Here is a 22068-nt window from a genome sequence, read left to right as displayed (position 1 = left end):
GTAATTGCAGAATATGACCCTGTGCTTTTGTGTACTACGTCAATCATTCAGACAATGTTTCAAATCATGGTTGCGACCAGTTGGCTGCTTTATCGATTCTGTATTCTTTTCAGCCATTTGTCAAAACCCCAATTCCACTTTCTGAAGCAGAAATGTGAACTTTAAACGCTGAATAGCCACTCCGTGATGCCACAACCTCGCATTCATGCCTGATATATCTTATTTTCAGCCGTTTTCTTGATTTTTATTTCTAAAGTCCCTTCTTTTTGATGTGGCTTCCTGCAACTGAACCGTCTCTCTACATCAAATAACGTAAATGGCCACCAAAAAGTTTAATCTAAAACTCACATTTTTTTACCTCATTTCAGCCATGTTGAATCATTGTATCTTTTTTCGCAGAATGAAGTCAAAAAAGACCATTGGTTTTTCATCCACTCTTTTACATGAATTTTACGTTCTTTACATGTCTTCTTCTTGAAAAGGACAACATTTAAAAATATGATAAACATATGCCTGAAATAACCTCAAGACCTTCAAAATCGGTTATATACTACACAGGTGGCAAACCGACACGGGTAACATCCCGGAAATACTGCCGTCCTCGGGACGGCCTGACTGGCAGGAGGCCAATATGAGCCGTTTTTTCTTAAAGTTTCAAAAGTACGATCGTAATGTGTTTATGTGGATTAACGGCCGGCTTCATAATCGTTTTATGAATTTCTGGCTGTACTATTTCACCCATCTCGGTGGAGCAACTTCTTCCATTGCAGTATCTTTGTTAATCTGGCTACTGGCCCCGGCTCCATGGAGTACGACCGGGCTTCAAGCCTGCATCGCATTAGCCGTAAGTCATATTCCTGTAGCCATTGCCAAAAAATTGTATCCTCGCATTCGACCTTATCTGGCCTTGCCTGATACAATAACGTTTCGCAACCCACTGACAGATCATTCGTTTCCGTCGGGGCATACTACCGCTATTTTTTCGGTTACAGTACCCTTTATGACTACTGAGCCGTTTCTATTGCTGACTTTGCTTCCTGTGGCCCTTATTGTCGGATTCTCTCGAATCTATCTGGGGCTGCACTATCCGTCCGATGTGTTGGCAGGAGCCACAATCGGTACTTTAGTCGCACTTGCTACAGTTGCATTCTGGACTTAAAGCCGATATGTTAGACTCAGGAAAACCTAGCAGGAACAGGTGAAGCAAGCGTGGAGAAAAAAAGAATCTTATTATTATCTGAAGGCTTTGGCGCAGGGCATACCCAGGCTGCTTATGCATTGTCCAGCCACTTACGAAAACTGTCGCCGAATATCCAGACCAAAGTGCTTGAACTCGGAAGCTTTCTTAACCCGAAAGTTGCACCACTTATCATTAATGCATACAAAAGAACGGTGACCAATCAACCCAAACTTGTTGGATACATGTACAGACAGCAATATAAAAAGCCATTGAATCGGTTAACAACTCTTGCACTGCACAAAGTGTTTTACACCCATACCCGCAGTGTGGTGCGTCAGTTGCATCCGGATGCTATTGTCTGCACGCACCCCATTCCAAGTGCGGTTATATCCAGGTTAAAGCGGTTAGGTACGCAGGTGCCTTTATGTAACGTTTTAACGGATTATGACGCACATGGTACATGGATCAGTCCTGAAGTGGATCTGTATCTCGTCTCCTCAGACGAAGTTAAATCCAAGTTGATGCAACGAGGCGTATCCTTAGAGAAAATCAAGGTAACCGGTATTCCGGTGCACCCAAACTTCTGGGAGCATCCCGTGCATGACGAGATCCGATCCAGATTTAACTTAAAAAAAATGCCTACCGTGCTTGTGATGGGCGGTGGTTGGGGAATGCTCAGTGACAAAGTGGTTCACCAATTGTTAGCACGCTGGCATGAAGATGTCCAGATTATTTTCTGTCTCGGACGTAATGATAAAATTCGGATTAGCATGGAACAGGACCCACTGTTCCAGCAAGAAAATATCCACATTATCGGGTATACAACGGAAATTGATAAATTAATGGAAGTCTCTGATCTACTCATTACAAAACCAGGCGGAATGACTTGCAGTGAGGGTTTGGCAAAAGGTATTCCGATGCTGTTTCATAATCCGATCCCGGGTCAGGAGGAAGAGAATGTACATTATTTTACGGCCAGAGGATTGGGTGAACGAATTACCTCCCTTGATGTGGTTGTAAAGTGGATGAACAAACTGCTGCATCACTATCCAGAGGTGCTTCAGAAGCGAAAACGCCATCTGGCCGAGATTGCCAAAGTACATCCGATGGAAAGCGCGCAGTCTATTATGAATTTGTTACAGGATATGCAGCCGTTATCAACAGAGTCGACCCGTTTATAACCTTTTACAAGCTGAAAACCCCGTCCTTCTTGTCTCTTATAACGAAGAGAAAAGGTGCCTTCGAAACGGAAGGCACCTTTTTTTCTTAAGTCTGCAAATTAACCACACGCTTATTGTATACCAGCAGATTTCAGGTACTCCTGCCATTGTTTTGTATACTCGGACTGAATTTTGTCCAGACCGGCTTGTTTTGCTTTTTCCATAAACGTATTCAAACCGCCCTCTACATCCGCAACAAGGCCTACGTTAAGTGGATACAGATATTGCTTCTCAACTTGTTCCAAAGCCGCTTTCTCCGCTTGATAAGGTGTCCAATCCTCGGCAAAACCAGTGAAGATATCCGGTTTTTTGATCTTATCAAGGTCTTTGAACATAGCGAGTACATCATCAAAACTCTTGTCGTACAGCATAAACTCCGGATTACGCCATGCCCAGCCATTCATACCTTCACGCGGGAAACCATTGCTTTGTGCATCGCCAATCATATGATAGTATCCGTCTTTCACTTCGAAGTTTTTGCCTTCCACACCATACTCGGTCAGCCAGTTATAACGTTTGTCGGTTACAAGCTTCTCGTAAAATTCCAGTGCTCTTTCCGGATTTTTACTGCTCCGCGGAATAGCAAAACCGTTGTGAATCGGATGTACCGGCTGTGCAAAGCCTTTCGCATTCGGATAAGGGAAATATCCAAGCTTCCAGTCCGGGTGAGTGGACTGAACCTTGATCACATCAGAATTGAATTTGTTCGGATTCTCACCAGCGAGAATGACAGCTGCTTTACCATTTTGCAACAGGGAATTGGATGTATCCTTCACATTCAGTACGTTTTTCGGAAAAAAGCCTTTATCCATCCAACGTTTGTATGTTTTCAGGTCTTCCAGATGCTGTGGCGAGCCCCAGTAGGACGTCACTGTAGATGGTGTATCATACATAATATCCAGGCCATATGGAAGCTGACCCGCCGTATTTACCAGCTTGGAAGTCAATTGACGAACACCATGCGTATGGTTTGCATTACTGTCTGCAATCGGAATCATATTGGGCTCATTTGCCTTGATGCCGTCCAGGTATGCTTCGAGCGTTTCCATCGATTCCGGCTTCGGCAGATTATACTTCTCACGCAGGTCTTCACGGTATGCAATACCTTCCGTCACGTATTCAATCCACGTGGATGGAACCGTGTAGATTTTGTCGTTAATCTTCACCGCATTCCACATATCATCCGGGACATGAGATTTGAGCTTTGGTGTTTTTGCCAACAGTTCATCCAGCGGCAGGAAAGCACCTTTCTTCGCGTAAGACTGGTAGTTCGTCCAGTCTGCTGTAAAGATTAAGTCAATCGGCTGTCCGGAAGACAGCAGCAATTTATATTTTTGATCCCAGTCCGTCCAGGACGTAAAGTTGAATTTTACATTTACATTCAGATCGGCTTCAGCCAGCTTGTTAATCTCCGACTCAATCACAGGCAGGTCTTTCGGAGCATCTCCAAGCATATAAAATTGCAGGGTTACTTTCTCACCTTTGTTGTCCGACGTGCCTCCCTGAGCGTTACCTTGAGCATTCCCTCCAGAACCGCCGCCGTTACACGCCGCCAGCACGCTAGCAAATAACATCATAACAAGTACCACAGACAGGTGCCGAATCATTTTTTTACGCATATGCATCCTCCCTTTTTGTGTTAAACCTATATGTTAGCGCAGACCCGCTATGCATCAGACCATCCATCTCCTCGGTAGCCTGAAGTCCCCAGCGTGTGTACGTTCTAACCTTTTACGGCTCCAATGGTGAGTCCTTTGACAAAATAACGTTGAACAAACGGATACAGGAACAAAATCGGGCCTGTTACGATAATCGCCATCGCCATCTTGGTCGACTCTGTTGGAACGTCTTGACTGAGGGTTACCCCCGTACCAATCGCCATCTGATCAATGAAGGTAATCGTATTCATCGTGTTGTACAAATAAAATTGAAGCTGGTACATATCCGGATTATTGATAAACAAGGATGATGTAAACCAGTCATTCCAATACCCCAGGGCAAGAAACAGTCCAACGGTTGCAATGCCAGGCATCGCCAGTTTTAACACAATGCTGAAATAGATCCGGAAATCGTTGGCACCGTCAATCTTCGCCGATTCGATCAGTTCATCCGGAACCGCGGAGCGAATAAAGTTTTTCATCAGAATGATCAAAAATGGTGTCATTAACCCCGGGAAAATGAGTACCGTATACGTATCCGTCAGGTTGAAGTAGTTCGCCAGCATAATGTACCAAGGCACAAGGCCTCCGCCAAACAACGTTGTGAAGTAAATGAAAAAGGAGAACGTGTTCCGGTATTTAAAATCTTTACGCTGGAGCACAAATCCCGCCATGGTGATAAAAAACAGGCCCAGTGTCGTTCCCACAACCGTGGTGAACACCGTTACTCCATACGCTTTGAGTACCTGTGTCGGGAATTTAAATACCATTTTGTAACCTTCCAGAGAGAAGTGTGTTGGAAAAAGATGATACCCATCCCGCACGATCGATTCGTTGCTACTGAATGAACCTGACAAAATGAGCAGGAATGGAAGCAGACACATCAATGACAAAACAATGATGATACCATAGGCAATGAGCTGAAAAGCCAAGTTGAATTCCGAATCTTTGGCACGAGTCTGGGTCCGTATCCGTCTTTGGGTATGCGTTTGTGTGCTCATCGTTGTTCTCCCTTCTGCCCTATGGGCGTGCTTATTCTAGAACAAGGCGTAATCCTCGTTAATTTTGCGAATAATGTAGTTGACCGTCATGATGAGAATGAACCCGAATAACGATTGGTACAAGCCGGCTGCCGTTGCCATACCGATATCAAAGGTTACTTTCAATGAACGATAGACATACGTATCAATGATATCCGTAGCGTTGTAGAGCACGCCGTTATTCCCGATCAATTGATAGAACAGGTCAAACTGTCCTTTCATGATGCTGCCAAGCGAGAATAACAGGAGAATGACAAACGTTGGTTTGAGCATCGGCACTGTGATGTACCAGATCCGCTGAAAGATATTCGCCCCGTCAATGCGCGCCGCTTCATAATACTCGTCACTTATTCCCGTTATAGCGGCCAGATAGATGACCATGCTGTACCCGAGGTTTTTCCACAAATAAAAGATAATGATGAGAAACACCCATATCCATGGTGTGTTGTAGATATCCACCGGCCCTGCCTCAAAACGTTTGAGCACGGTATTCACAAACCCGGATTCATAGTTAAACATGTTGTAAGCGATTACACTTAATAGAACAAAAGAGATAAAGTACGGCAGGAACATGACGGACTGGGTTATTTTTTTGAACAACTTGCCCCGGATTTCACTGAGCATGATCGCACAAAAGATCGCGAGACCATTACCTAATATAATGAAAGCCAGGTTATACCCTACGGTATTAGTCGTAAGTTTCAACAGCATTCCCGATTGCCAGAGAAATTTAAAGTTGTCTAACCCGACAAAGGGGCTTCCGAATAATCCTCCTGCAAAATCATAACTGGTAAATGCGTAGTAAATACCGACCATCGGAAAATACGAGTTAATGAGAAAAAAGATCAGCGTGGGTAGCAGCATCAGAAACATGATTTTGTTTTTGTTCAATTCTTTGAGCATGGCTCGATCCCTCCCAAAATGTAACGGTGAAGCTCTGAATTCATTGTAGACTGACTTCTTCGTTAATGAATACTGAAGCTTCCTCCCATTGGTGAACGATACTGCGAATTGAGAAGTGAACAATATGTACTAATTATGAAATGAACGCATGTACGTTCACAAAAGTTGATATCGTGCATAGTTCCAGCCGGATGAACAATTCCGCGAAAGTTGAACTTTATCTAGGGAGAAGGAACCAAAACGCTTGTACAGCATTGATGTAAACGCATACATAATATATAATTCAAGTTACCTTGATCTTCTGTTTTGCTACATATGAAATTCAGTATTTCTTATGAAAAATACCGCAGTTCACTTATATCAGGAGGTACGAGGGGGAAAAAGAATGCGCAAACGTTCAGAGGATAGTCAGAAAGTATTCACGCGGATTCTGATCGGTATTATTATCAGCACTGCCGCAACGCTGCTTGTGGCATCAGCCATTCTATATGTTAACTACAATCGAATTGCTCTACGCCAGGTCTATCGTACTGATGTGAACAGCCTTACCCAGACCAGCCGTGAAGTGGCCAAAATGACGGAAAGCGCCAAGTCACTCTCCTACCAAATATATCAGGACTACACGATTTCTTCCCTGATGCTCTATTCCAAACCCAGTATCTATCAGATCACTTCGGCCATGGAGCAACTCGATAATTACCGTATGTCTCTTCCTTTTATTGAATCCATCTATGTATATAACTCGAAAAGCAGTGAATTTTTTATCAGTTCCGACGGGGTTCGCAATGGGCAGCAGTCTATATCCGAGATCGATGACCAGGGAATCAAACATATTCTGGATCGTTTCCATGACTATAAACCCTTTGTGCCTATTCCGCGCACGTATAAGGTCGGCTCAACCGAAGCCAGTGAGGTGAACAGTTACACTTACCTGTGCTACGACACCATTAACGACAACGCCAAGCTCAATTACGCCGTTATCGTCAACATTAAGGATGACTGGCTTAGTCCCAATATGAATGCGGCAGACCAGCCTGGCAAAACCTTCATTGTGAATGAACAAGGCGACTTGTTGTCCGATTTTGGTGATCGCCCGTTGCTTAACCATCTCGCAAACGAAACCTTCATGCGTCCAATCATGCAAGATACGGAGCATTCTGCTTATTTTACCGAGCAAGTGGATGGGGAAAAGTCGCTCATCACCTACACCGCTCCAGACAGTCTAGGATGGCGTTACGTACGAATCACCCCCTATGACGTGATTACAGCCGATATTCGCGGGATGCGCACGCACACCCTGTTATTTTGCCTAGGGCTACTGGTTGCGGGTTTGATTCTCTCTTATCTGGTATCGCGCAAGCTATATCACCCGATCAACAACGTACTTGTCCGTATGCGCGTGATGGAAGCCGAACGCCGGGGTAGTCTGCACTTGCTCAGGCAGGATTTTTTACGAGGTGCACTACAAGGAAGGGAAACCGTGACCTGCAATATGCTGGAAGAGCGGATGAGGTTCTACGGTTCCTCTATTGATGTACATTCCCCCTCAAGAATGGTGCTTTTGCGCATCGACCATTTTACGGAATTTTGCGAGACTTATCGGGATGATACCAAGCTTGTCAAATACGCGATGATGAACATTTGCACCGAAACCGCAGATATTCACTATTATGTGGAAGCAGTGGATATGGGCGGTGACCTGATTACGCTTCTGTTTAATAAAAAATCAGAAAATGATTCTTTGTCAGAAAATGAAGCTTCGGCTTCTCATCAAATTGAGGAATTGCTACGTATGATGCAGGCGGCAGTCATGACTCATCTCAAATGTTCCATCTCCTGTACGCTGGGTCCAGAAGAAAATTCACTGCAGGAATGTATTGAAGGTTACGCTCGTTCCGCTGAAGCATCGCTGCATCGCCTGTTCATGGGGCCAGGTTGCTTGATTCATACCACAGGCATTATGGCGTATCAGAGCAAAGAGTATACTTTTCCCGCAGGCAAAGAAAGACAGCTTGTGGAATGCTTAATGACGGGCAAGACTGAAGAAGCCAAGCTAATATACGCAGATATCGTGAGTGAAACGGCCGCCTATCCGTTTACCGTCTTTCAACTCGCTCTGTCCCATCTGACGATGACCCTTAATCATGTTCGCAATACCCTCAAGAAAAACAATCAACTTACACTGGATTCCGTTTCAGGCAGTTTGATGCTTCCTGTGAAAAATGCTGAGGATCTCAGCGAGGTGCATGAACATTTTTATCGGATGTTTGACGAACTCGGCTCCAAAGTAGAGGAAAAACGCACACTTAAGCATGAGGAACTCATCCGGAGAATCAACGATATTGTTGAACGGGATTATGCTGACCCGAATCTGTGCTTAACCTCAATCGCAGAGGAACTAAGCATGTCGCCAATCTACGTCAGCAGGTTATATAAACAGCTCACATTGAAAGGACTTACAGATGTCATTAATGAGACACGCATTGCTAAAGCACAACATATGCTCGTGCAGACCGAAAATTCCGTTGCGGATATCGCCGAGCGAACCGGTTTTACCAACAGCTCTTATTTTTATCGGATGTTTAAAAAATTGAACGGCGTGACCCCTAACGATTATCGCCGTAAAGAGCTTCATTCTGAGCATCTGTAACCTCTATTTATAAAAAAAGAGCGGTATCTTGGAGCAATGCATTTGCCCTCAGATACCGCCTTTTTTATGCTTCGTCCTGATCCTCGCCAGATTCGTCTGTCGCTTCACGCACTTTGTACTTATCCAGACGCATTTCATTGTACTCTCGGAAAGCCTCTTCCCCTACAATCACTTCGACCCGGTGAATGTTCATGCCTTTACCCATGAATTTTTGTTCATACTCGGTCATGACATGTTCTTCATTCAAGCCATCACGGTGCAGGTTCAGGGACAAATTCGTCATCTGCAAGCCGAAATCAGCGATTGAGTTCAGAGAGAACTCAAACAACGTTTCTGAATCCGTTTTAAAATGAATCTGCCCTTTGGGATTCAGCAACTCAATGTATTTTTTCAAGAAGCGTGGGTGTGTTAACCGGCGGCGTGCATGTTTTGCTTTTGGCCACGGATCACTAAAATTCAAATAAATGCGTTCCAGTTCCTTCGGATCAAACACCTCTTCGATCTGTTCGATGTTCGCGAGCGCCAGCTTCAGGTTCGGGGGTGTCTCTACCTCAGCTTGACTCCAGGCGTTACGCGCCTTCTCACTGGCACGACGAACGAGCTCATCATACATATCGATACCGATAAAATTATATTGGGGATGTTTATAACTCATTTGGCTGATAAATTGACCTTTACCCATGCCAAACTCGACAAAGATCGGATGATCATTGCCAAACAGCTCGGCCCACTTGCCTTTATGTTGCTTTGGCTCCAGTACAACCAGATCCTCTTGTTGCTCCAGATTTTCTCTAATGCCTTTTCTACCACGTAAACGCATGTTATTCCTCCGTTTGTCCATACTTGTCCTAGACTCATTTTGCCGAAGAACCGGCCAATTGTAAAGAGCAATGAAAAAGGAATCTCCGGACCTGCCACGTTGGGCAAATCTCAAAGATTCCCTTTTCGATTTATTTGGAATTGGGGTCCAACTACTTTAGTAGTTCATAGTCTACCTTATCTTGGTGTGAAAAATCAAATGTCTTTTCGAAAGCATCGCGAACTTTTTGTCTTGCAGCCGCTTTCACTTTCGGATTTCCATTAAAACGAACGCCTGTCAGGGCCAGCGCCTCTTCTGCCGTCAGTTCAACAGATACATGCTGGAATTCATTATTTTTAACTTGGGAATTCATTCATATCACCTCACGGTATAGTATGATCCATGACGTCAACATTCATTCAAATGCCACGATGAAAACTACTCACTGGATGGTGTCTGACGCTGATTTAAATATAACATAAGGTGTAAACTACATCAAGTAAAAACCCTTGATTTGACGGCCTTTTTTTTCGTTTGCATTCCCCTTTTTTTCGGATTTTTGGTACAATAAATGACGAAAACCGCACAGCAGCTGCATACCCTGCTCAGGTATGATATTACAGAATAAGAAATGAACCAAAAAAGTACTATATTTTAAGCCATAGACCTCAAAGGAGTACCTTGAAAATGAATGCACCGGCTACACAGTCCCCACTCATGTGGGGGGATAAACGGTTCCATACCTGGAATTATGAAATGCGCGATCAATTTAATAACAAAGTATTCAAAGTGATGCTGGATGCCGGGTTCACCTGCCCGAATCGGGATGGCTCCATTGCCAAAGGGGGCTGTACCTTTTGCAGTGCACGGGGTTCAGGTGATTTTGCAGGAAGCAGACGCGAAGACCTCGTCAGCCAGTTCAATACGATTCGCGACAGGCAACATTTGAAATGGCCTTCGGCTCACTATATCGGTTATTTTCAGGCGTACACCAACACCTATGCACCAGTCGAAGAACTGCGTGAATACTTTGAAGAAATTTTACAACAGCCCGGCGTTGTCGGTTTATCCATAGCTACTCGCCCGGACTGTTTACCGGATGATGTTGTGGAGTATTTGGCAGAGCTTAATCAGCGCACTTATTTATGGGTAGAGATGGGACTGCAAACGATTCATGATTCCACTTCGAATTTGATCAATCGTGCACATGATACGGCGTGTTATGAAGAAGCTGTAGGAAAATTGCGCAAACACAACATCCGGGTCTGTACACACATCATATATGGCTTGCCGCAAGAAACACACGAAATGATGCTGGATACGGGTCGTGCCGTAGCTAATATGGATGTGCAAGGCATTAAGATACATCTGCTTCATCTGATGCGCAAAACGCCGATGGTTAAACAATATGAAGCGGGTCTGCTTCGATTTCTTGAACAGGATGAGTATATCAAGCTGATTGTAGATACCCTCGAGATGCTCCCACCGGAAATGATTGTTCATCGTCTTACAGGAGATGCCCCGCGCGACCTGCTTATTGGTCCCATGTGGTCTTTGAACAAATGGGAAGTTCTGAATTCCATCGACCGCGAACTGCGTGAACGCGATACATGGCAGGGTAAGTATTGGAGGGAGGCATAAATGGGCTTTCTATCGGTTCTTAGCTGCGCACATCAATGGATTGGTTCTCGGCTCCAGCCAGGAGATTTCGCCATTGATGCCACGGTGGGTACAGGTGCGGATACTTTGTTTCTCGCAAAGCAAGTAGGCCAGCGTGGTCAGGTCATCGGATTTGATATCCAGAACGAAGCACTACTGCTTGCACAAGCCAGAATTCGAAAGCATGCTGATCGTAGCAAACTTGGTTCCATTTCCATGATGGAATTAAGCCATGCACGAATGGCCGAAGCCGTTCCTGACGCCTGGATTGGTAATGTAGGGGCTATTATGTTTAATCTAGGCTACCTACCTGCTGAAGGAGCGGATGCTTCAATCATCACCGAAACAACGAGTACAATTGTAGCACTTGAAGCTGCTATGATGTTATTGCGTCCACGCGGTATGATCACTGTCGTGTTATATCCGGGTCACGAAGGTGGCGCCCAGGAAGCTGATGCTGTATCCACATGGGCCGCCGCCTTACCTGTCGAACAAGCTCAGGTTGTGATGTACCGCCAGATGCAACGTAAAACTTCACCTTATTTAATCGGGATTGAAAAAAAATAAAATAATTCGCTTTGTGTACCAAATGAAATACACTGAACATATTGACCGGATAAGCCTTTCTGCTTCACCCAACATCGCAGTGCCACCTACATGGTGCAACTATATTCTGCACTCGTTCACAACATAAATCTGCATATGTCGATCGTTAAAGGGCCCGAACTGGTTAAAGCGAATCACCATTTCATATACTAAGGAGAGATATCCATGTCTACGCCATACCCGCTACAATTCCAACCCGAATTCAAAGAACGTGTATGGGGAGGTCGAGCGCTGGAGCAATTCGGCCTTACTCCCCCTGAAGGACATATTGGTGAAGGCTGGATGATCGCAGATCACGCAAACGGTACGACCAAGGTAATAAATGGACCACTCGCTGGCAAAGGACTTGATGAGGTTCGTGAACATCTCGGAACAGCCTGGCTGGGAACCAAAGGCGTCTCTGAAAAAGGCGGACGCTTCCCTCTGCTAATCAAACTGCTTGATTGTAACGATGACCTCTCCGTTCAGGTTCATCCTACAGATGACTACAAGGCTCTTCCTCCAGGTGAACTGGGTAAAACCGAAATGTGGTACGTGCTTGACGCCAAACCCGGTGCCCATATTATTTACGGCCTTAATGAAGGTGTAGATCGTGAGGGGTTGAGACAGGCGCTGGAGAATGGCACCGTTATGGATACTCTTCGTCAAGTACCTGTAGAAGCCGGAGATACATTCTTCATCCCTGCTGGAACGGTGCACGCTCTCTGTGCCGGGGTTGTTGTAGCAGAAATACAACAAAATTCAGATACAACGTACCGGATCTATGATTACAACCGCCCTGGACTGGACGGGAAGCCACGTGAACTGCATGTGGAAGATTCCTTGAATGTCACCGCCTATGAAGGTGCAGGAGCGACAACGATGAAAACGAGCAATGTTGTACCTGGTGAGTGGCTCCAGCTTGCTTCTTGTCCTTATTTTGTAGTAGAAAAAGGCGTGGTGACTGAACGCTGGGAGTTATCTACGACATCGGACAGCTTCACCATTCTTGTTGTGTGTGAAGGTGAGGGTGCGCTTGAATGGAGTGGTTCTGAGGAAGGCGAGCAGCTAGCATTGAAAGCAGGCCAATGTTATCTTCTTCCGGCTAATCTGGGTAACTATACACTAAGTGGCAATACAACCGTTCTTCGATCCTATCTGCCTTAAGTTGTAGCTTTCTTTAGCTTTAGTCAACGATAACCTGTGAAGGAGGAATTACACGAAATGCAGGAATCTACCTTTACGCTGATAGGCAATGAAGGTACCCGTGTTCATGTATACTGCTGGCTTCCCGATCCGGACGAACACATTCAAGGCGTTGTACAGATCGCGCATGGAATGGGCGAAACCGCAGCGCGTTATGCCGAATTTGCGGGTTATCTTACGAAGCACGGCTTTGCTGTGTATGCTAATGACCATCGGGGGCATGGCAAAACGGTGGAGAGCACCGAGGCACTGGGTGATGCAGGTGTGGACGCATTTCGCTGGATGGCTAAAGATATGGTCAATCTGGGCGAGCTAGTTGCCAAACAACATCCAGGTACCCCTCTGTTCCTTATGGGGCACAGTATGGGTTCCTTTTTGGTACAACACCTGATGTATGCAGGACATGAGAGATACCACGCATTTGTGCTGTCCGGCACAAACGGCAAACGAGGCTTGCTTCGGTTTGGAGAAAAGCTGGCGCTACTCCAGTGCGGCATTCAAGGTGACAATCATCGAAGCTTGTTACTGAATGCCATTGTATTTGGCGGATTTAACCGCGCTTTCCGACCAGCCACAACCCCCTTTGACTGGTTATCTCGTGACAAGCAGGAAGTACAGCGATTCATCGACGACCCCATGTGTGGAGCGATATGTACCGCTGGTTTTTTTCGAGATTTCTTTAAGCTGCTACTAGAAATCCATCTTCCGCAGCATATGGAACGTATTCCGAAACACAAGCCGGTTCTTCTGTTCTCAGGTGAACTAGATCCTGTCGGTCTTCGGGGCAAAGGTGTACTTAACCTATACGCTCAGTATCAGAAGCTTGGACTTCAAGATGTAGAATATCGTCTTTATCCGGGCGGACGCCATGAGATGCTCCATGAGACCAATCGTAACGAAGTGGCTCAAGATATCCTGAATTGGTTAAAACGCCATATGCCAACGATCGAGCAACAACCTACACAAAATAATAGTCAACAAGATATCGATAGAGATCCGTCATTTGAAATTCAATCGAATCAGACGGCTTTGATGTAAAAAATCTTTTTCTGATTCAATTCCGGTTCAAATGCGAGCAAAAACCCCCTAAACGAGCACAGTCTGTATTGTGCTTGTTTAGGGGGTTTTATTCTATTGAAGTATCTCAGGTTTCATAGGATGAGAAATAAAGTCCAGACCAAATCTCAGAAATGATTAACCTTCAATCAACAATGATTCTGGATCTTCAAGCAATTCTTTTACAGTCACCAGGAATCGTACAGCTTCGCTTCCATCAATAATCCGGTGATCGTAGGACAAGGCGATGTACATCATTGGACGGTTTTCCATCCGTTCAGCATCAATCGCCACTGGGCGAAGCTGAATTTTGTGCATCCCGAGAATACCGACCTGCGGAGTATTCAGGATTGGCGTAGACAACAGGGAACCGAATGTTCCGCCATTGGTAATCGTAAATGTACCACCTTGCAGATCAGACAATGCGAGCGTGTTGGAACGTGCTTTGGACGCCAGATCTGCAATGCTTCTTTCGATTTCGGCAAAGCCCAGACGGTCAGCATCACGTACAACCGGAACAACCAGACCTTCTTTGGCAGACACCGCAATACCGATATCGTAAAATTTTTTCAGTACAACGTCTTCGCCATCAATCTCTGCATTAATTGTTGGGAATTTTTTAAGTGCACCGACAACCGCTTTGGTAAAGAAAGACATGAAGCCCAGGTTAATATCATGCTTCTCTTTGAACTTGTCCTTGCGACGTTTACGAACGTCCATGATCGCTGTCATGTCAACCTCATTGAATGTGGTCAACATCGCTGCAGTCTGCTGTGCTTCAACCAGACGTTTTGCAATGGTTGCCCGGCGCCGAGACATACGTTGGCGTTCTACAGGCTTGGCAAAAGTTGCGCCACTGGCTACTGGAGCACTAGGCGCGGAAGCAGGAGCTTTAGCTGCCGGCGGTGCCACTGGAGCGGACGGCTGACTTCCATGGCTTTTCACATCATCCTGATATACGCGACCAATCGGATCTTTGCTCTGTACTTGATCCAGTTCAATCCCACGCTCACGAGCAAGCTTGCGTGCAGAAGGAGACGCTGTCTTGTTGCTGTCGGATGACTCTGGCGGTGCCACAACAGCAGCTGGTGCTACTGGAGCTTCCGGAGCTGGTGCAGAAGCCGGTTTGGATTCGGACGTTGCTGGTTCGGAAGCAGCTGGAGCGTTTCCGCCCCCTGCCCCAGCCGAAAGTGTACCGATCGTTTCACCGATAACTACTGTCTCGCCTTCTTGACGAATGATTTTTTCCAGTACACCACTCTCTTCAGCACTGATCTCGATGTTGACTTTATCTGTCTCCAGTTCAAGCAAAACATCGCCTTGGTTGACGGTGTCTCCTTCTTTGACCATCCATCTGGATACCGTTCCCTCAGTTATTGACTCACCCATTGCAGGTACTTTAATTTCGCTCACAGCTGTTACCTCCCCAGTGGAATATTATTCTTCGCCGTTTGTTTCAACGATGCTGTAATAATCAATTGTTGCTCCATGCTATGCACAAGCTGGTAACCGCTGGAAGGACTTGCATGTTCCGGACGGCCTTCATATCTTACGGTAGTGCCTTCAGGCGCGATCTCACGAAGACGAGGCTCCATATATGTCCATGCACCCATGTTTTTGTTCTCTTCCTGCACCCATACCAGCTCTTTTAATTGACTGAAACGTGCGAGTACACGTTTGATCTCTTCTGCTGGGAACGGATAGAGTTGCTCGACACGAATGATGTGAAGCCAGGAATAATCGCCCTTCTCTTTTTCAATCGCATCTTCCAGATCAATAGCAACTTTACCACTGCACAAAATAATACGTTCTACACGATCCGGTTTTGTACCTAGACCTGGTTGCTCCAGCACAAGTTCGAATTTACCTTCACTAAATTCCACAGCTGGTGACGCAACACGCGGATTACGAATCAAGCTTTTTGGTGACATCATCACAAGTGGTCGTGCATCTTCTGTCTCGGTTAATGAGGCTTGACGACGCAACAAGTGGAAGTACTGTGAAGCACTCGACAGATTAACCACTGTCATATTGTCTTCCGCACACAATTGCAGGAAACGTTCCAGACGTGCGCTTGTATGTTCTGGCCCTTGGCCTTCGTTAGCGTGTGGCAGCAACATGACCAGACTCGATTTTTGAGACCATTTTGCACGACCTGCTGATACGAACTGGTCGAAAATGACCTGTGCACAGTTCGCAAAGTCACCGAATTGTGCTTCCCAAATTACGAGTGTATCTGGTGAGTACACATTGTATCCATATTCAAATCCAACGACAGACTCTTCTGACAGTGGGCTGTTATAGATCGCAAACGATGCTTTTGCTTGTGGCAGATGATGCAACGGACAGAATTTTTCACCATTCGTAGCATCATGCAATACAAGGTTACGATGAGCGAAGGTTGCACGCTCCGCATCCTGACCACTGATACGGATCGGCTTGCCGTCTGCCAATATCGTTGCAAATGCCAGTGTTTCGGCTAGGCTCCAGTCTACTTTTTCCCCTTCATTCAGAGCTGTACTCCGGCGTTGCAAAATCCGTTGCAATTTAGGATATACATTAAAAGTCTCTGGCCACTTCAGAAGATCAGCATTAATGCTACGCAGTTGCTCCAAAGGCACCGCTGTTGGCGTAATTGTGACTGCCTCAGACTCACTGATGTTGCGCTGGTAGTATTCATGCACTTCATTTTTCTTCATCTGATCATAGGCTTCTTTTAGACGATCCGCTACGCCATCACGTACACTCGCGATGAAGGCATCATCAATGACGGAGTCCTTTTTAAGCATATCCTGATACAGATGACTGACTGTCGGGTGATTCTTCACCTTGTCATACACGAGCGGCTGTGTCGTTTCAGGATCATCCGTTTCATTATGACCGTAACGACGATACCCGATAAGGTCAATCAGGAAATCCTTCTTGAACCGGTTGCGATACTCCGCTGCCATGCGGATTGCCGCAATACAAGCCTCAGGGTTATCTGCGTTAACATGCACAATCGGAATTTCATAGCCTTTGGCAAGGTCACTTGCATAATAAGTTGAACGCGAGTCACTGCTGTCCGTAGTGAAACCAAGACGGTTGTTCACGATGATGTGAATCGTTCCGCCATTTTGGTACCCTGGCAATGCTTTGAAGTTCAGCGTTTCGGCTACAATACCTTCTCCCGGGAATGCCGCATCCCCGTGCATCAGAATGGTCGCCGCCTTCGTTACATCCTGCTTCGGATAACCCGGTTCACGGCGATCATCCTGGGCCGCACGTGCAAAGCCTTGCACAACCGGATTGACGTATTCCAGATGGCTAGGGTTGTTGGCGAGTGTCAGGCGAGCCTGTACTGTCTCCCCGTCTTTTACAAAACGGTTCGCGCCCATATGGTATTTGACATCCCCCGTCCAACCATAATTGATTCCGGTTGAACCTTCGGATGGAACCAAGTCTTTGTTCGGGGCATGATGAAATTCAGAGAAAATTTTGCTGTACGGTTTGCCCAGGACATGAGCGAGAACGTTCAGGCGTCCGCGGTGAGCCATCCCCATCAGAATATGACTGGAGCCTGCTTCTGCCATAAGACGGACCGCTTCATCCAGCATAGGAACAAGCACATCGTTCCCCTCAATGGAGAAACGTTTCTGTCCAACAAATGTTTTGTGCAAGAAATCTTCGAATTGTTCAGCTTCAACCAAGCGTTCCAGCAACGCTGTACGTTCATTTTGCGTAAGCGGAGCGGGTGATGTGCGGGATTCCGCACGGCGATTCAACCACTCACGTTCTTGTACTTCATGCACATGACTGAATTCGTAAGCGATCGGACCTGTATAGATTTGACGAAGACGTTGGATTGCATCCCAGCCAGTCGTTGTCTGGCCGTCTGCCCCTTCCCAGATCAGGGAGGCAGGCAATGCTTTCAAATCTTCCTCATTTAATTGAAAATGTTTTGGTTCCAGCAACGACGTATCTGTTGCTTCACTGATCCCGAGTGGATCAATATCGGCAGCCAGATGCCCATACGTGCGAATGTTCCATACAAGCTTGCCTGCTGTAACCGCTTTCTGCAATAGTTGGATATCAACACTTCCAGAAGCAACTTGACCATTCCCGCTATTCGAAAGAGTCTCTGCACCCTTGCCAGACATCGGCGGTGCACCCCATTGCTCGAACAATTCACGATAGGCCGGTGTCACTGCACCCGGATCTTGGGTGAATAATTCATACTGTTCTTGTACGTATCCCATATTGGGACCATAGTAACTCTCCCAGGGTTTCATGTTGCCTTTCTCGATCGTCATCGACGTTCCCTCCGTCTTGATTTTGTCATAGGGTTTGACGGAAATCATTGAATAAGCTGTAATTCGCGTTCGTTCAACATTTTAAGCGAAATTTTTCATGAAGTCCAATTATCGTGCTGTTCGTAGTAATAACGTTGTTCCGACGCTCCCGTCAAAGGTTTGTCTGCGTTTTCAAAATCAAAGTAATACAATGATTAGTTCTACCGTCGCACAGATGTCGAATAATGTCCTGATCCGTTCGAAGGTTATACGTTCTTCCCCGTTTCCAAAGAAGTTCGTGTTCTAATCTCTATTCTATAAACTTTTACGCTCAGGAGCATTTCCTATTTTTAGCTCAATTGATGCATAAATTAGATGAATCGAATAATCGGCGCAATTCTGGGCAAGCCAGTAACGCTGGATTCGGTCAAATCCAGATCTGATTTCCGTATATACCTCCTTAATAAGAATTGTGGTCCATTCTGTCCAAAAACAAACCGTCCATCTAAACATTAACCAATTCAAATGTCATTCAACAAGAAATTGGATATTTCAGAATGAATCCTGACAATATACAACATAGAATAAAGCCGCTCGAATGCAAATCCCGGCGGCTTCCTGACTATCCTGTTTTTCCTCAATTTACGGATTTATTACTTCTTCTCCTCATCCGCTATGTCGTTTAGGTCAACGGCCAGACGAATCATATCCACACAACGAATGCCGTCCTCAATGATCTCTTCCTCATAATGTCTTACAAAAAAGTCCCTGTCCACCCCGGTAATCCGAAATCCACAACGCTGGTACAACTTCAATTGATGGAAGCTGGAATTGCCCGTTCCGATCTCCAATATACGACAACCTAGCCTTCTTGCCGCCTCCATAGCTTCCTTAATCATGTGTTTGCCAACACCCTGTCCTTGCAATTCCTCCTGAACCGCGATGTTCACAATCTCTGCTGTCTCCGGACGAGTCTTAAGTAATACAAACTCTCCTACCATCTCTCCTTCATACTCCGCTATAAAACAAACACCTCTGCTGAGATATTCGTCCACAATCGTTTTAGAAGGATCTGCCATCAGCAAAAGTTCATACGGTTTTTCTTCATCCCAGTCCAATATTCGGAACGACAAGTTCATGCCAATCCCCACCTCTTCGCATCCAAATTATTTTTCCATGCCTTTGCAGAAGCCCTATGTATGGCAAATCTACAAATTACTCATTATGAAGTTCTAAGGTCCCTCTGAATCACCTGATGTTGCTACTGTTTCTGCTGTCCTGAAATCTATGTTAGTCGTTCTGTTTGTTGTCTATGTGTCCTGCTTGATTGGAATAATGACGAATAGCCATGCCTGTTGACCTCTGCATTCCTTGTTTTTCATAGTATGTTTGGATTTCTGGATCACACAAAAGATCAATCATGTATAATCCCTCCAGACGCTGAAACATGCGCTTGACAAGTGTAGTGCCAATTCCTTGCCCCTGATACTTCGGCAACACTTCCAACAAAGGAATGTACGCACTAAGTACGCCATCCGAAATGGCTTGGATGAAACCTACCACATTGCCTGTCTGCTCATCGACAGCTAGTTCAATCGCATACGACTGCTCTAACAATTTGAGAAACGTTGAAGTTGATGGCGGGTTCGGCCAACCGTCAAAGAACCCTCCACTTAATTGGTCACAGTTAATTCCCGCCAGCGTATCCCGAAATACAACTCCCATCACCTGCACCTCCAAAACAAAGTAAACTTCATTATATCATAATATCTGGAACTAAATATATAGATATGGATACGATGTGATTGTTCCTATTCACTCAGGCTCAAATGCTCATGAATCAATTTCCATGCTCCCTCATTATCTTTTACAAATACATTTGTAGCTCTCCCTTGTCCTGAAACATGATTCCCACGAACGTATCCTTCCCAGTGATAGGAATAAGTGCATACCGCCTGTCGCTCATCTACTGCAATCCAATCCACATTCTCTGCACGATATACCTCTTCTTTCACCGTTTCCCAAGCATTTTCGAAGTAGGCCCGGATCTCATCCAAGGTTGTACAAGAAGTACCTGTAAACCAATAGATTGCATTCGGCGCAAGCAGCTTACTCACTTCGTCAAACTGATGTGTATTCGTTGCTTCTATGTACGCTCTCAGCGTTTCCTCATATCCCATAGCCCTCATCCTCATTCCTTCTGTATTCTATATCCGTGTTCTCTTCTCGCATGGTCACATTCTAGTCCCTATATGTCCTGAACGTCTCTTGCAAGGTTCGTCCACTCGACTTCTCCCAGACCACGCTTCGTTCAAATGTACCTGAGTTAAAAAAACGCGGGAACCGCTCTGCAAACCAATCTTGCATCGGCAATTCCAATGCCTGCTTCAAGGATACCCATACTAACTCCCCCTCCGGCGGGTCGGTAAGAAGTTCGCCTTCATATGAAGTTACCAGATAATTAAACACCATGTATCTTAACCCTTGCTCAGGATCACAGAACTCATCCAGCCCTTTGTACGTAATTTGCTTTGCCAAAAGCCCTGTCTCCTCACGAACTTCACGGATAGCTCCGTCCACAATACTTTCGGGGAACTCCACTTTTCCGCCAGGAGCAATATACCCCGGGAACCCTTTATGATTCGGCCGGTTCATCAGCAAAACCTGATCGCTAACCGGGTTCCACACCATACTCATCGTATAAATCTCAACCTGATAATTCATGTTCAGCCTCCCAAGATGCGCTTTTCTCACGTTTCACTACATTTCTGGAAATCTTGCGTTAATTCCTGCTAGACTTTTTTCCATACCAAAGACGGACGCCCGTAATATCAGATGCCCGCCTTTTAATCACGTAAATATGTGGGTTTTTCCTTAAATCAGGAGTACGCTTAGCTTAGGATAGAGCTGTGATCCATATTCGGCGTTTCTTCCAATCTGCCCGACGATATGCCTGTAACATTCCAAATTTGCGAATGCTGGCCTTGGGTATCACTTTATAAGACATGTTCACTTCAAACTCACTATCGAAGGGAAAAAAGGATAACGCTACCTTCTCACCTGATACCCACTCGACTTGAATGTTGGAACTTGGACAGGCGTCAAAGCCACAGCCGAGCCCTTCTGCAAAAAAATCATAACGTCCCGTAGGTGTACCTGGCTCTTCCATACATAAAAAAAGACTAAGCTGGTCACAGAACAACATGATCTCTACATCGTTTTTCAGCTGCTGTTCTAGTTCAGAGGCATTAACGTCCAGTTCTTTCTTCCAACTCTCCTGCTGTAGCTGCTCTTCTTGTAAATACTGCCTGATGTCATCATCATCCTCAGAATTTGCCCCGAGTGTTTTTTGAAACAACTCTGTATACATCAGACTACATAGTAAACCCGCATAAGGATTTTGCTGCCTTACTTCTTCGATCCCCTTGCGATAAAACACAAATCGCGGTCTCAGCGGGAAATCACGAAAGGAGTACGGAATTTGACTATAATCGTTCCATAAAGGAGCAGCATCCAGGTCAATCCAGCCCCGGTCATGCTCCTTCGCCGCGAGAATCAGGTCATCGCGATGCGAGCCTTGGGGAAGCCATTCCGTCTTCCAATGTGCAGCCATATCTCCAGCGACAATTCCATGCTCATGCTGTGCGGTCAAAACAAAATCATGTTCTCTCTCATATACGATCATTTGCTGTCACCCTTCCGCATGGTTTACGTTTACATTTACGTTGACTTTAACATAATTTGGGTTACACTTTCTTATAAGCCGCCTTCCAGCCTGCAATTACGCTACCTTATGCCTGTGTTTACGACATTACGTATTGAACAGAGCATGTAAAGGTGT

The 22068-nt window shown here is 45.5% G+C and carries 19 protein-coding genes; 7 read left to right on the top strand and 12 right to left on the bottom strand.

Translation table 11 applies throughout. The features are described from left to right. Nucleotides 1–631: 631 nt before the first annotated feature. Complete coding sequence (locus Q9R46_RS03995; RefSeq protein WP_090922188.1) at nt 632–1159, top strand: phosphatase PAP2 family protein; 528 nt, start codon at nt 632–634, stop codon at nt 1157–1159. Between the two features lie 50 nt (nt 1160–1209). Continuing rightward, entirely contained in the window at nt 1210–2361 is a 1152-nt protein-coding gene (locus tag Q9R46_RS03990; protein WP_311279061.1) for an MGDG synthase family glycosyltransferase, read from the top strand. 110 nt (nt 2362–2471) lie between these two features. On the opposite strand, the gene Q9R46_RS03985 is transcribed toward Q9R46_RS03990, so the two are convergent. The 3 genes from Q9R46_RS03985 to Q9R46_RS03975 form a co-directional block, all read right to left on the bottom strand. Continuing rightward, nucleotides 2472–4025 carry an ABC transporter substrate-binding protein gene (locus Q9R46_RS03985; protein ID WP_311279060.1) on the bottom strand — a complete coding sequence of 518 codons (1554 nt, stop codon included), beginning with the start codon at nt 4023–4025 and terminating at the stop codon, nt 2472–2474. 98 nt (nt 4026–4123) lie between these two features. Beyond that, complete coding sequence (locus tag Q9R46_RS03980) at nt 4124–5059, bottom strand: carbohydrate ABC transporter permease (protein WP_240036924.1); 936 nt, start codon at nt 5057–5059, stop codon at nt 4124–4126. A gap of 36 nt (nt 5060–5095) precedes the next feature. Next, a complete protein-coding gene (locus Q9R46_RS03975; protein ID WP_090922181.1) occupies nt 5096–6001 on the bottom strand; it encodes an ABC transporter permease in 906 nt (301 codons plus the stop codon). Nucleotides 6002–6386: 385 nt separating this feature from the next. On the opposite strand from Q9R46_RS03975, the gene Q9R46_RS03970 reads away from it, so the two are divergent. Next, a complete protein-coding gene (locus Q9R46_RS03970; protein WP_311279059.1) occupies nt 6387–8651 on the top strand; it encodes an AraC family transcriptional regulator in 2265 nt (754 codons plus the stop codon). A 64-nt stretch (nt 8652–8715) separates the two neighbouring features. Here the strand turns inward: Q9R46_RS03970 and trmB are convergent, their stop codons facing one another. Beyond that, nucleotides 8716–9471, bottom strand: a complete 756-nt coding sequence (trmB, locus tag Q9R46_RS03965) for a tRNA (guanosine(46)-N7)-methyltransferase TrmB (protein ID WP_311279058.1) — start codon at nt 9469–9471, stop codon at nt 8716–8718. 151 nt (nt 9472–9622) lie between these two features. Next, a complete protein-coding gene (locus tag Q9R46_RS03960) occupies nt 9623–9823 on the bottom strand; it encodes a hypothetical protein (RefSeq protein WP_090922175.1) in 201 nt (66 codons plus the stop codon). Between the two features lie 314 nt (nt 9824–10137). On the opposite strand from Q9R46_RS03960, the gene mnmL reads away from it, so the two are divergent. The 4 genes from mnmL (at nt 10138) to Q9R46_RS03940 (ending at nt 13938) form a co-directional block, all read left to right on the top strand. Further along, on the top strand, nt 10138–11091 hold the full coding sequence (gene mnmL / locus Q9R46_RS03955) for a tRNA modification radical SAM protein MnmL/YtqA (RefSeq protein ID WP_145328897.1): 954 nt from the start codon (nt 10138–10140) through the stop codon (nt 11089–11091). Then, entirely contained in the window at nt 11092–11676 is a 585-nt protein-coding gene (mnmM, locus tag Q9R46_RS03950) for a tRNA 5-(aminomethyl)-2-thiouridylate-methyltransferase MnmM (RefSeq protein WP_311279057.1), read from the top strand. A 204-nt stretch (nt 11677–11880) separates the two neighbouring features. Next, entirely contained in the window at nt 11881–12861 is a 981-nt protein-coding gene (locus tag Q9R46_RS03945; protein ID WP_311279056.1) for a type I phosphomannose isomerase catalytic subunit, read from the top strand. A gap of 57 nt (nt 12862–12918) precedes the next feature. After that, the gene (locus Q9R46_RS03940) at nt 12919–13938 is read left to right on the top strand and encodes an alpha/beta fold hydrolase (RefSeq protein ID WP_311279055.1); all 1020 of its coding nucleotides are present in this window, start codon (nt 12919–12921) and stop codon (nt 13936–13938) included. Nucleotides 13939–14094: 156 nt separating this feature from the next. Here the strand turns inward: Q9R46_RS03940 and odhB are convergent, their stop codons facing one another. The 7 genes from odhB to Q9R46_RS03905 all read right to left on the bottom strand — a co-directional run bounded on the left by odhB (nt 14095) and on the right by Q9R46_RS03905 (nt 21912). Continuing rightward, a complete protein-coding gene (gene odhB, locus Q9R46_RS03935) occupies nt 14095–15369 on the bottom strand; it encodes a 2-oxoglutarate dehydrogenase complex dihydrolipoyllysine-residue succinyltransferase (RefSeq protein ID WP_311279054.1) in 1275 nt (424 codons plus the stop codon). A 5-nt stretch (nt 15370–15374) separates the two neighbouring features. Beyond that, a complete protein-coding gene (locus Q9R46_RS03930; RefSeq protein ID WP_311279053.1) occupies nt 15375–18248 on the bottom strand; it encodes a 2-oxoglutarate dehydrogenase E1 component in 2874 nt (957 codons plus the stop codon). Between the two features lie 632 nt (nt 18249–18880). Continuing rightward, nucleotides 18881–19366 carry a GNAT family N-acetyltransferase gene (locus Q9R46_RS03925; protein WP_123065105.1) on the bottom strand — a complete coding sequence of 162 codons (486 nt, stop codon included), beginning with the start codon at nt 19364–19366 and terminating at the stop codon, nt 18881–18883. Between the two features lie 151 nt (nt 19367–19517). Then, nucleotides 19518–19952: a GNAT family N-acetyltransferase gene (locus Q9R46_RS03920; protein WP_311279052.1), complete on the bottom strand. Its 435-nt coding sequence runs from the start codon at nt 19950–19952 to the stop codon at nt 19518–19520. Between the two features lie 86 nt (nt 19953–20038). Beyond that, nucleotides 20039–20407: a YybH family protein gene (locus tag Q9R46_RS03915; RefSeq protein WP_311280942.1), complete on the bottom strand. Its 369-nt coding sequence runs from the start codon at nt 20405–20407 to the stop codon at nt 20039–20041. A 61-nt stretch (nt 20408–20468) separates the two neighbouring features. Beyond that, nucleotides 20469–20951 carry an 8-oxo-dGTP diphosphatase gene (locus tag Q9R46_RS03910; RefSeq protein ID WP_311279051.1) on the bottom strand — a complete coding sequence of 161 codons (483 nt, stop codon included), beginning with the start codon at nt 20949–20951 and terminating at the stop codon, nt 20469–20471. Nucleotides 20952–21123: 172 nt separating this feature from the next. Then, on the bottom strand, nt 21124–21912 hold the full coding sequence (locus tag Q9R46_RS03905; RefSeq protein ID WP_311279050.1) for a DUF3891 family protein: 789 nt from the start codon (nt 21910–21912) through the stop codon (nt 21124–21126). Between the last annotated feature and the right edge of the window lie 156 nt (nt 21913–22068).

The organism is Paenibacillus sp. RRE4, from assembly GCF_031844205.1.
Classification (GTDB): Bacteria; Bacillota; Bacilli; order Paenibacillales; family Paenibacillaceae; genus Paenibacillus; species Paenibacillus xylanexedens_B.
Note: the sequence above shows the minus strand (reverse complement) of the source record. Positions and strands in the feature narration are given on the sequence as shown.

Excerpts from the sequence above, each read along its gene's own strand:
- Q9R46_RS03995 (WP_090922188.1), top strand. The coding sequence starts at position 632 with ATGAGCCGTTTTTTCTTAAAGTTTCAAAAGTACGATCGTAATGTGTTT.
- Q9R46_RS03985 (WP_311279060.1), bottom strand. The coding sequence starts at position 4,025 with ATGCATATGCGTAAAAAAATGATTCGGCACCTGTCTGTGGTACTTGTT.
- Q9R46_RS03980 (WP_240036924.1), bottom strand. The coding sequence starts at position 5,059 with ATGAGCACACAAACGCATACCCAAAGACGGATACGGACCCAGACTCGT.
- Q9R46_RS03975 (WP_090922181.1), bottom strand. The coding sequence starts at position 6,001 with ATGCTCAAAGAATTGAACAAAAACAAAATCATGTTTCTGATGCTGCTA.
- Q9R46_RS03970 (WP_311279059.1), top strand. The coding sequence starts at position 6,387 with ATGCGCAAACGTTCAGAGGATAGTCAGAAAGTATTCACGCGGATTCTG.
- trmB (WP_311279058.1), bottom strand. The coding sequence starts at position 9,471 with ATGCGTTTACGTGGTAGAAAAGGCATTAGAGAAAATCTGGAGCAACAA.
- Q9R46_RS03960 (WP_090922175.1), bottom strand. The coding sequence starts at position 9,823 with ATGAATTCCCAAGTTAAAAATAATGAATTCCAGCATGTATCTGTTGAA.
- mnmL (WP_145328897.1), top strand. The coding sequence starts at position 10,138 with ATGAATGCACCGGCTACACAGTCCCCACTCATGTGGGGGGATAAACGG.
- mnmM (WP_311279057.1), top strand. The coding sequence starts at position 11,092 with ATGGGCTTTCTATCGGTTCTTAGCTGCGCACATCAATGGATTGGTTCT.
- Q9R46_RS03945 (WP_311279056.1), top strand. The coding sequence starts at position 11,881 with ATGTCTACGCCATACCCGCTACAATTCCAACCCGAATTCAAAGAACGT.
- Q9R46_RS03940 (WP_311279055.1), top strand. The coding sequence starts at position 12,919 with ATGCAGGAATCTACCTTTACGCTGATAGGCAATGAAGGTACCCGTGTT.
- Q9R46_RS03930 (WP_311279053.1), bottom strand. The coding sequence starts at position 18,248 with ATGACGATCGAGAAAGGCAACATGAAACCCTGGGAGAGTTACTATGGT.
- Q9R46_RS03925 (WP_123065105.1), bottom strand. The coding sequence starts at position 19,366 with ATGAACTTGTCGTTCCGAATATTGGACTGGGATGAAGAAAAACCGTAT.
- Q9R46_RS03920 (WP_311279052.1), bottom strand. The coding sequence starts at position 19,952 with ATGGGAGTTGTATTTCGGGATACGCTGGCGGGAATTAACTGTGACCAA.
- Q9R46_RS03915 (WP_311280942.1), bottom strand. The coding sequence starts at position 20,407 with ATGGGATATGAGGAAACGCTGAGAGCGTACATAGAAGCAACGAATACA.
- Q9R46_RS03910 (WP_311279051.1), bottom strand. The coding sequence starts at position 20,951 with ATGAATTATCAGGTTGAGATTTATACGATGAGTATGGTGTGGAACCCG.
- Q9R46_RS03905 (WP_311279050.1), bottom strand. The coding sequence starts at position 21,912 with ATGATCGTATATGAGAGAGAACATGATTTTGTTTTGACCGCACAGCAT.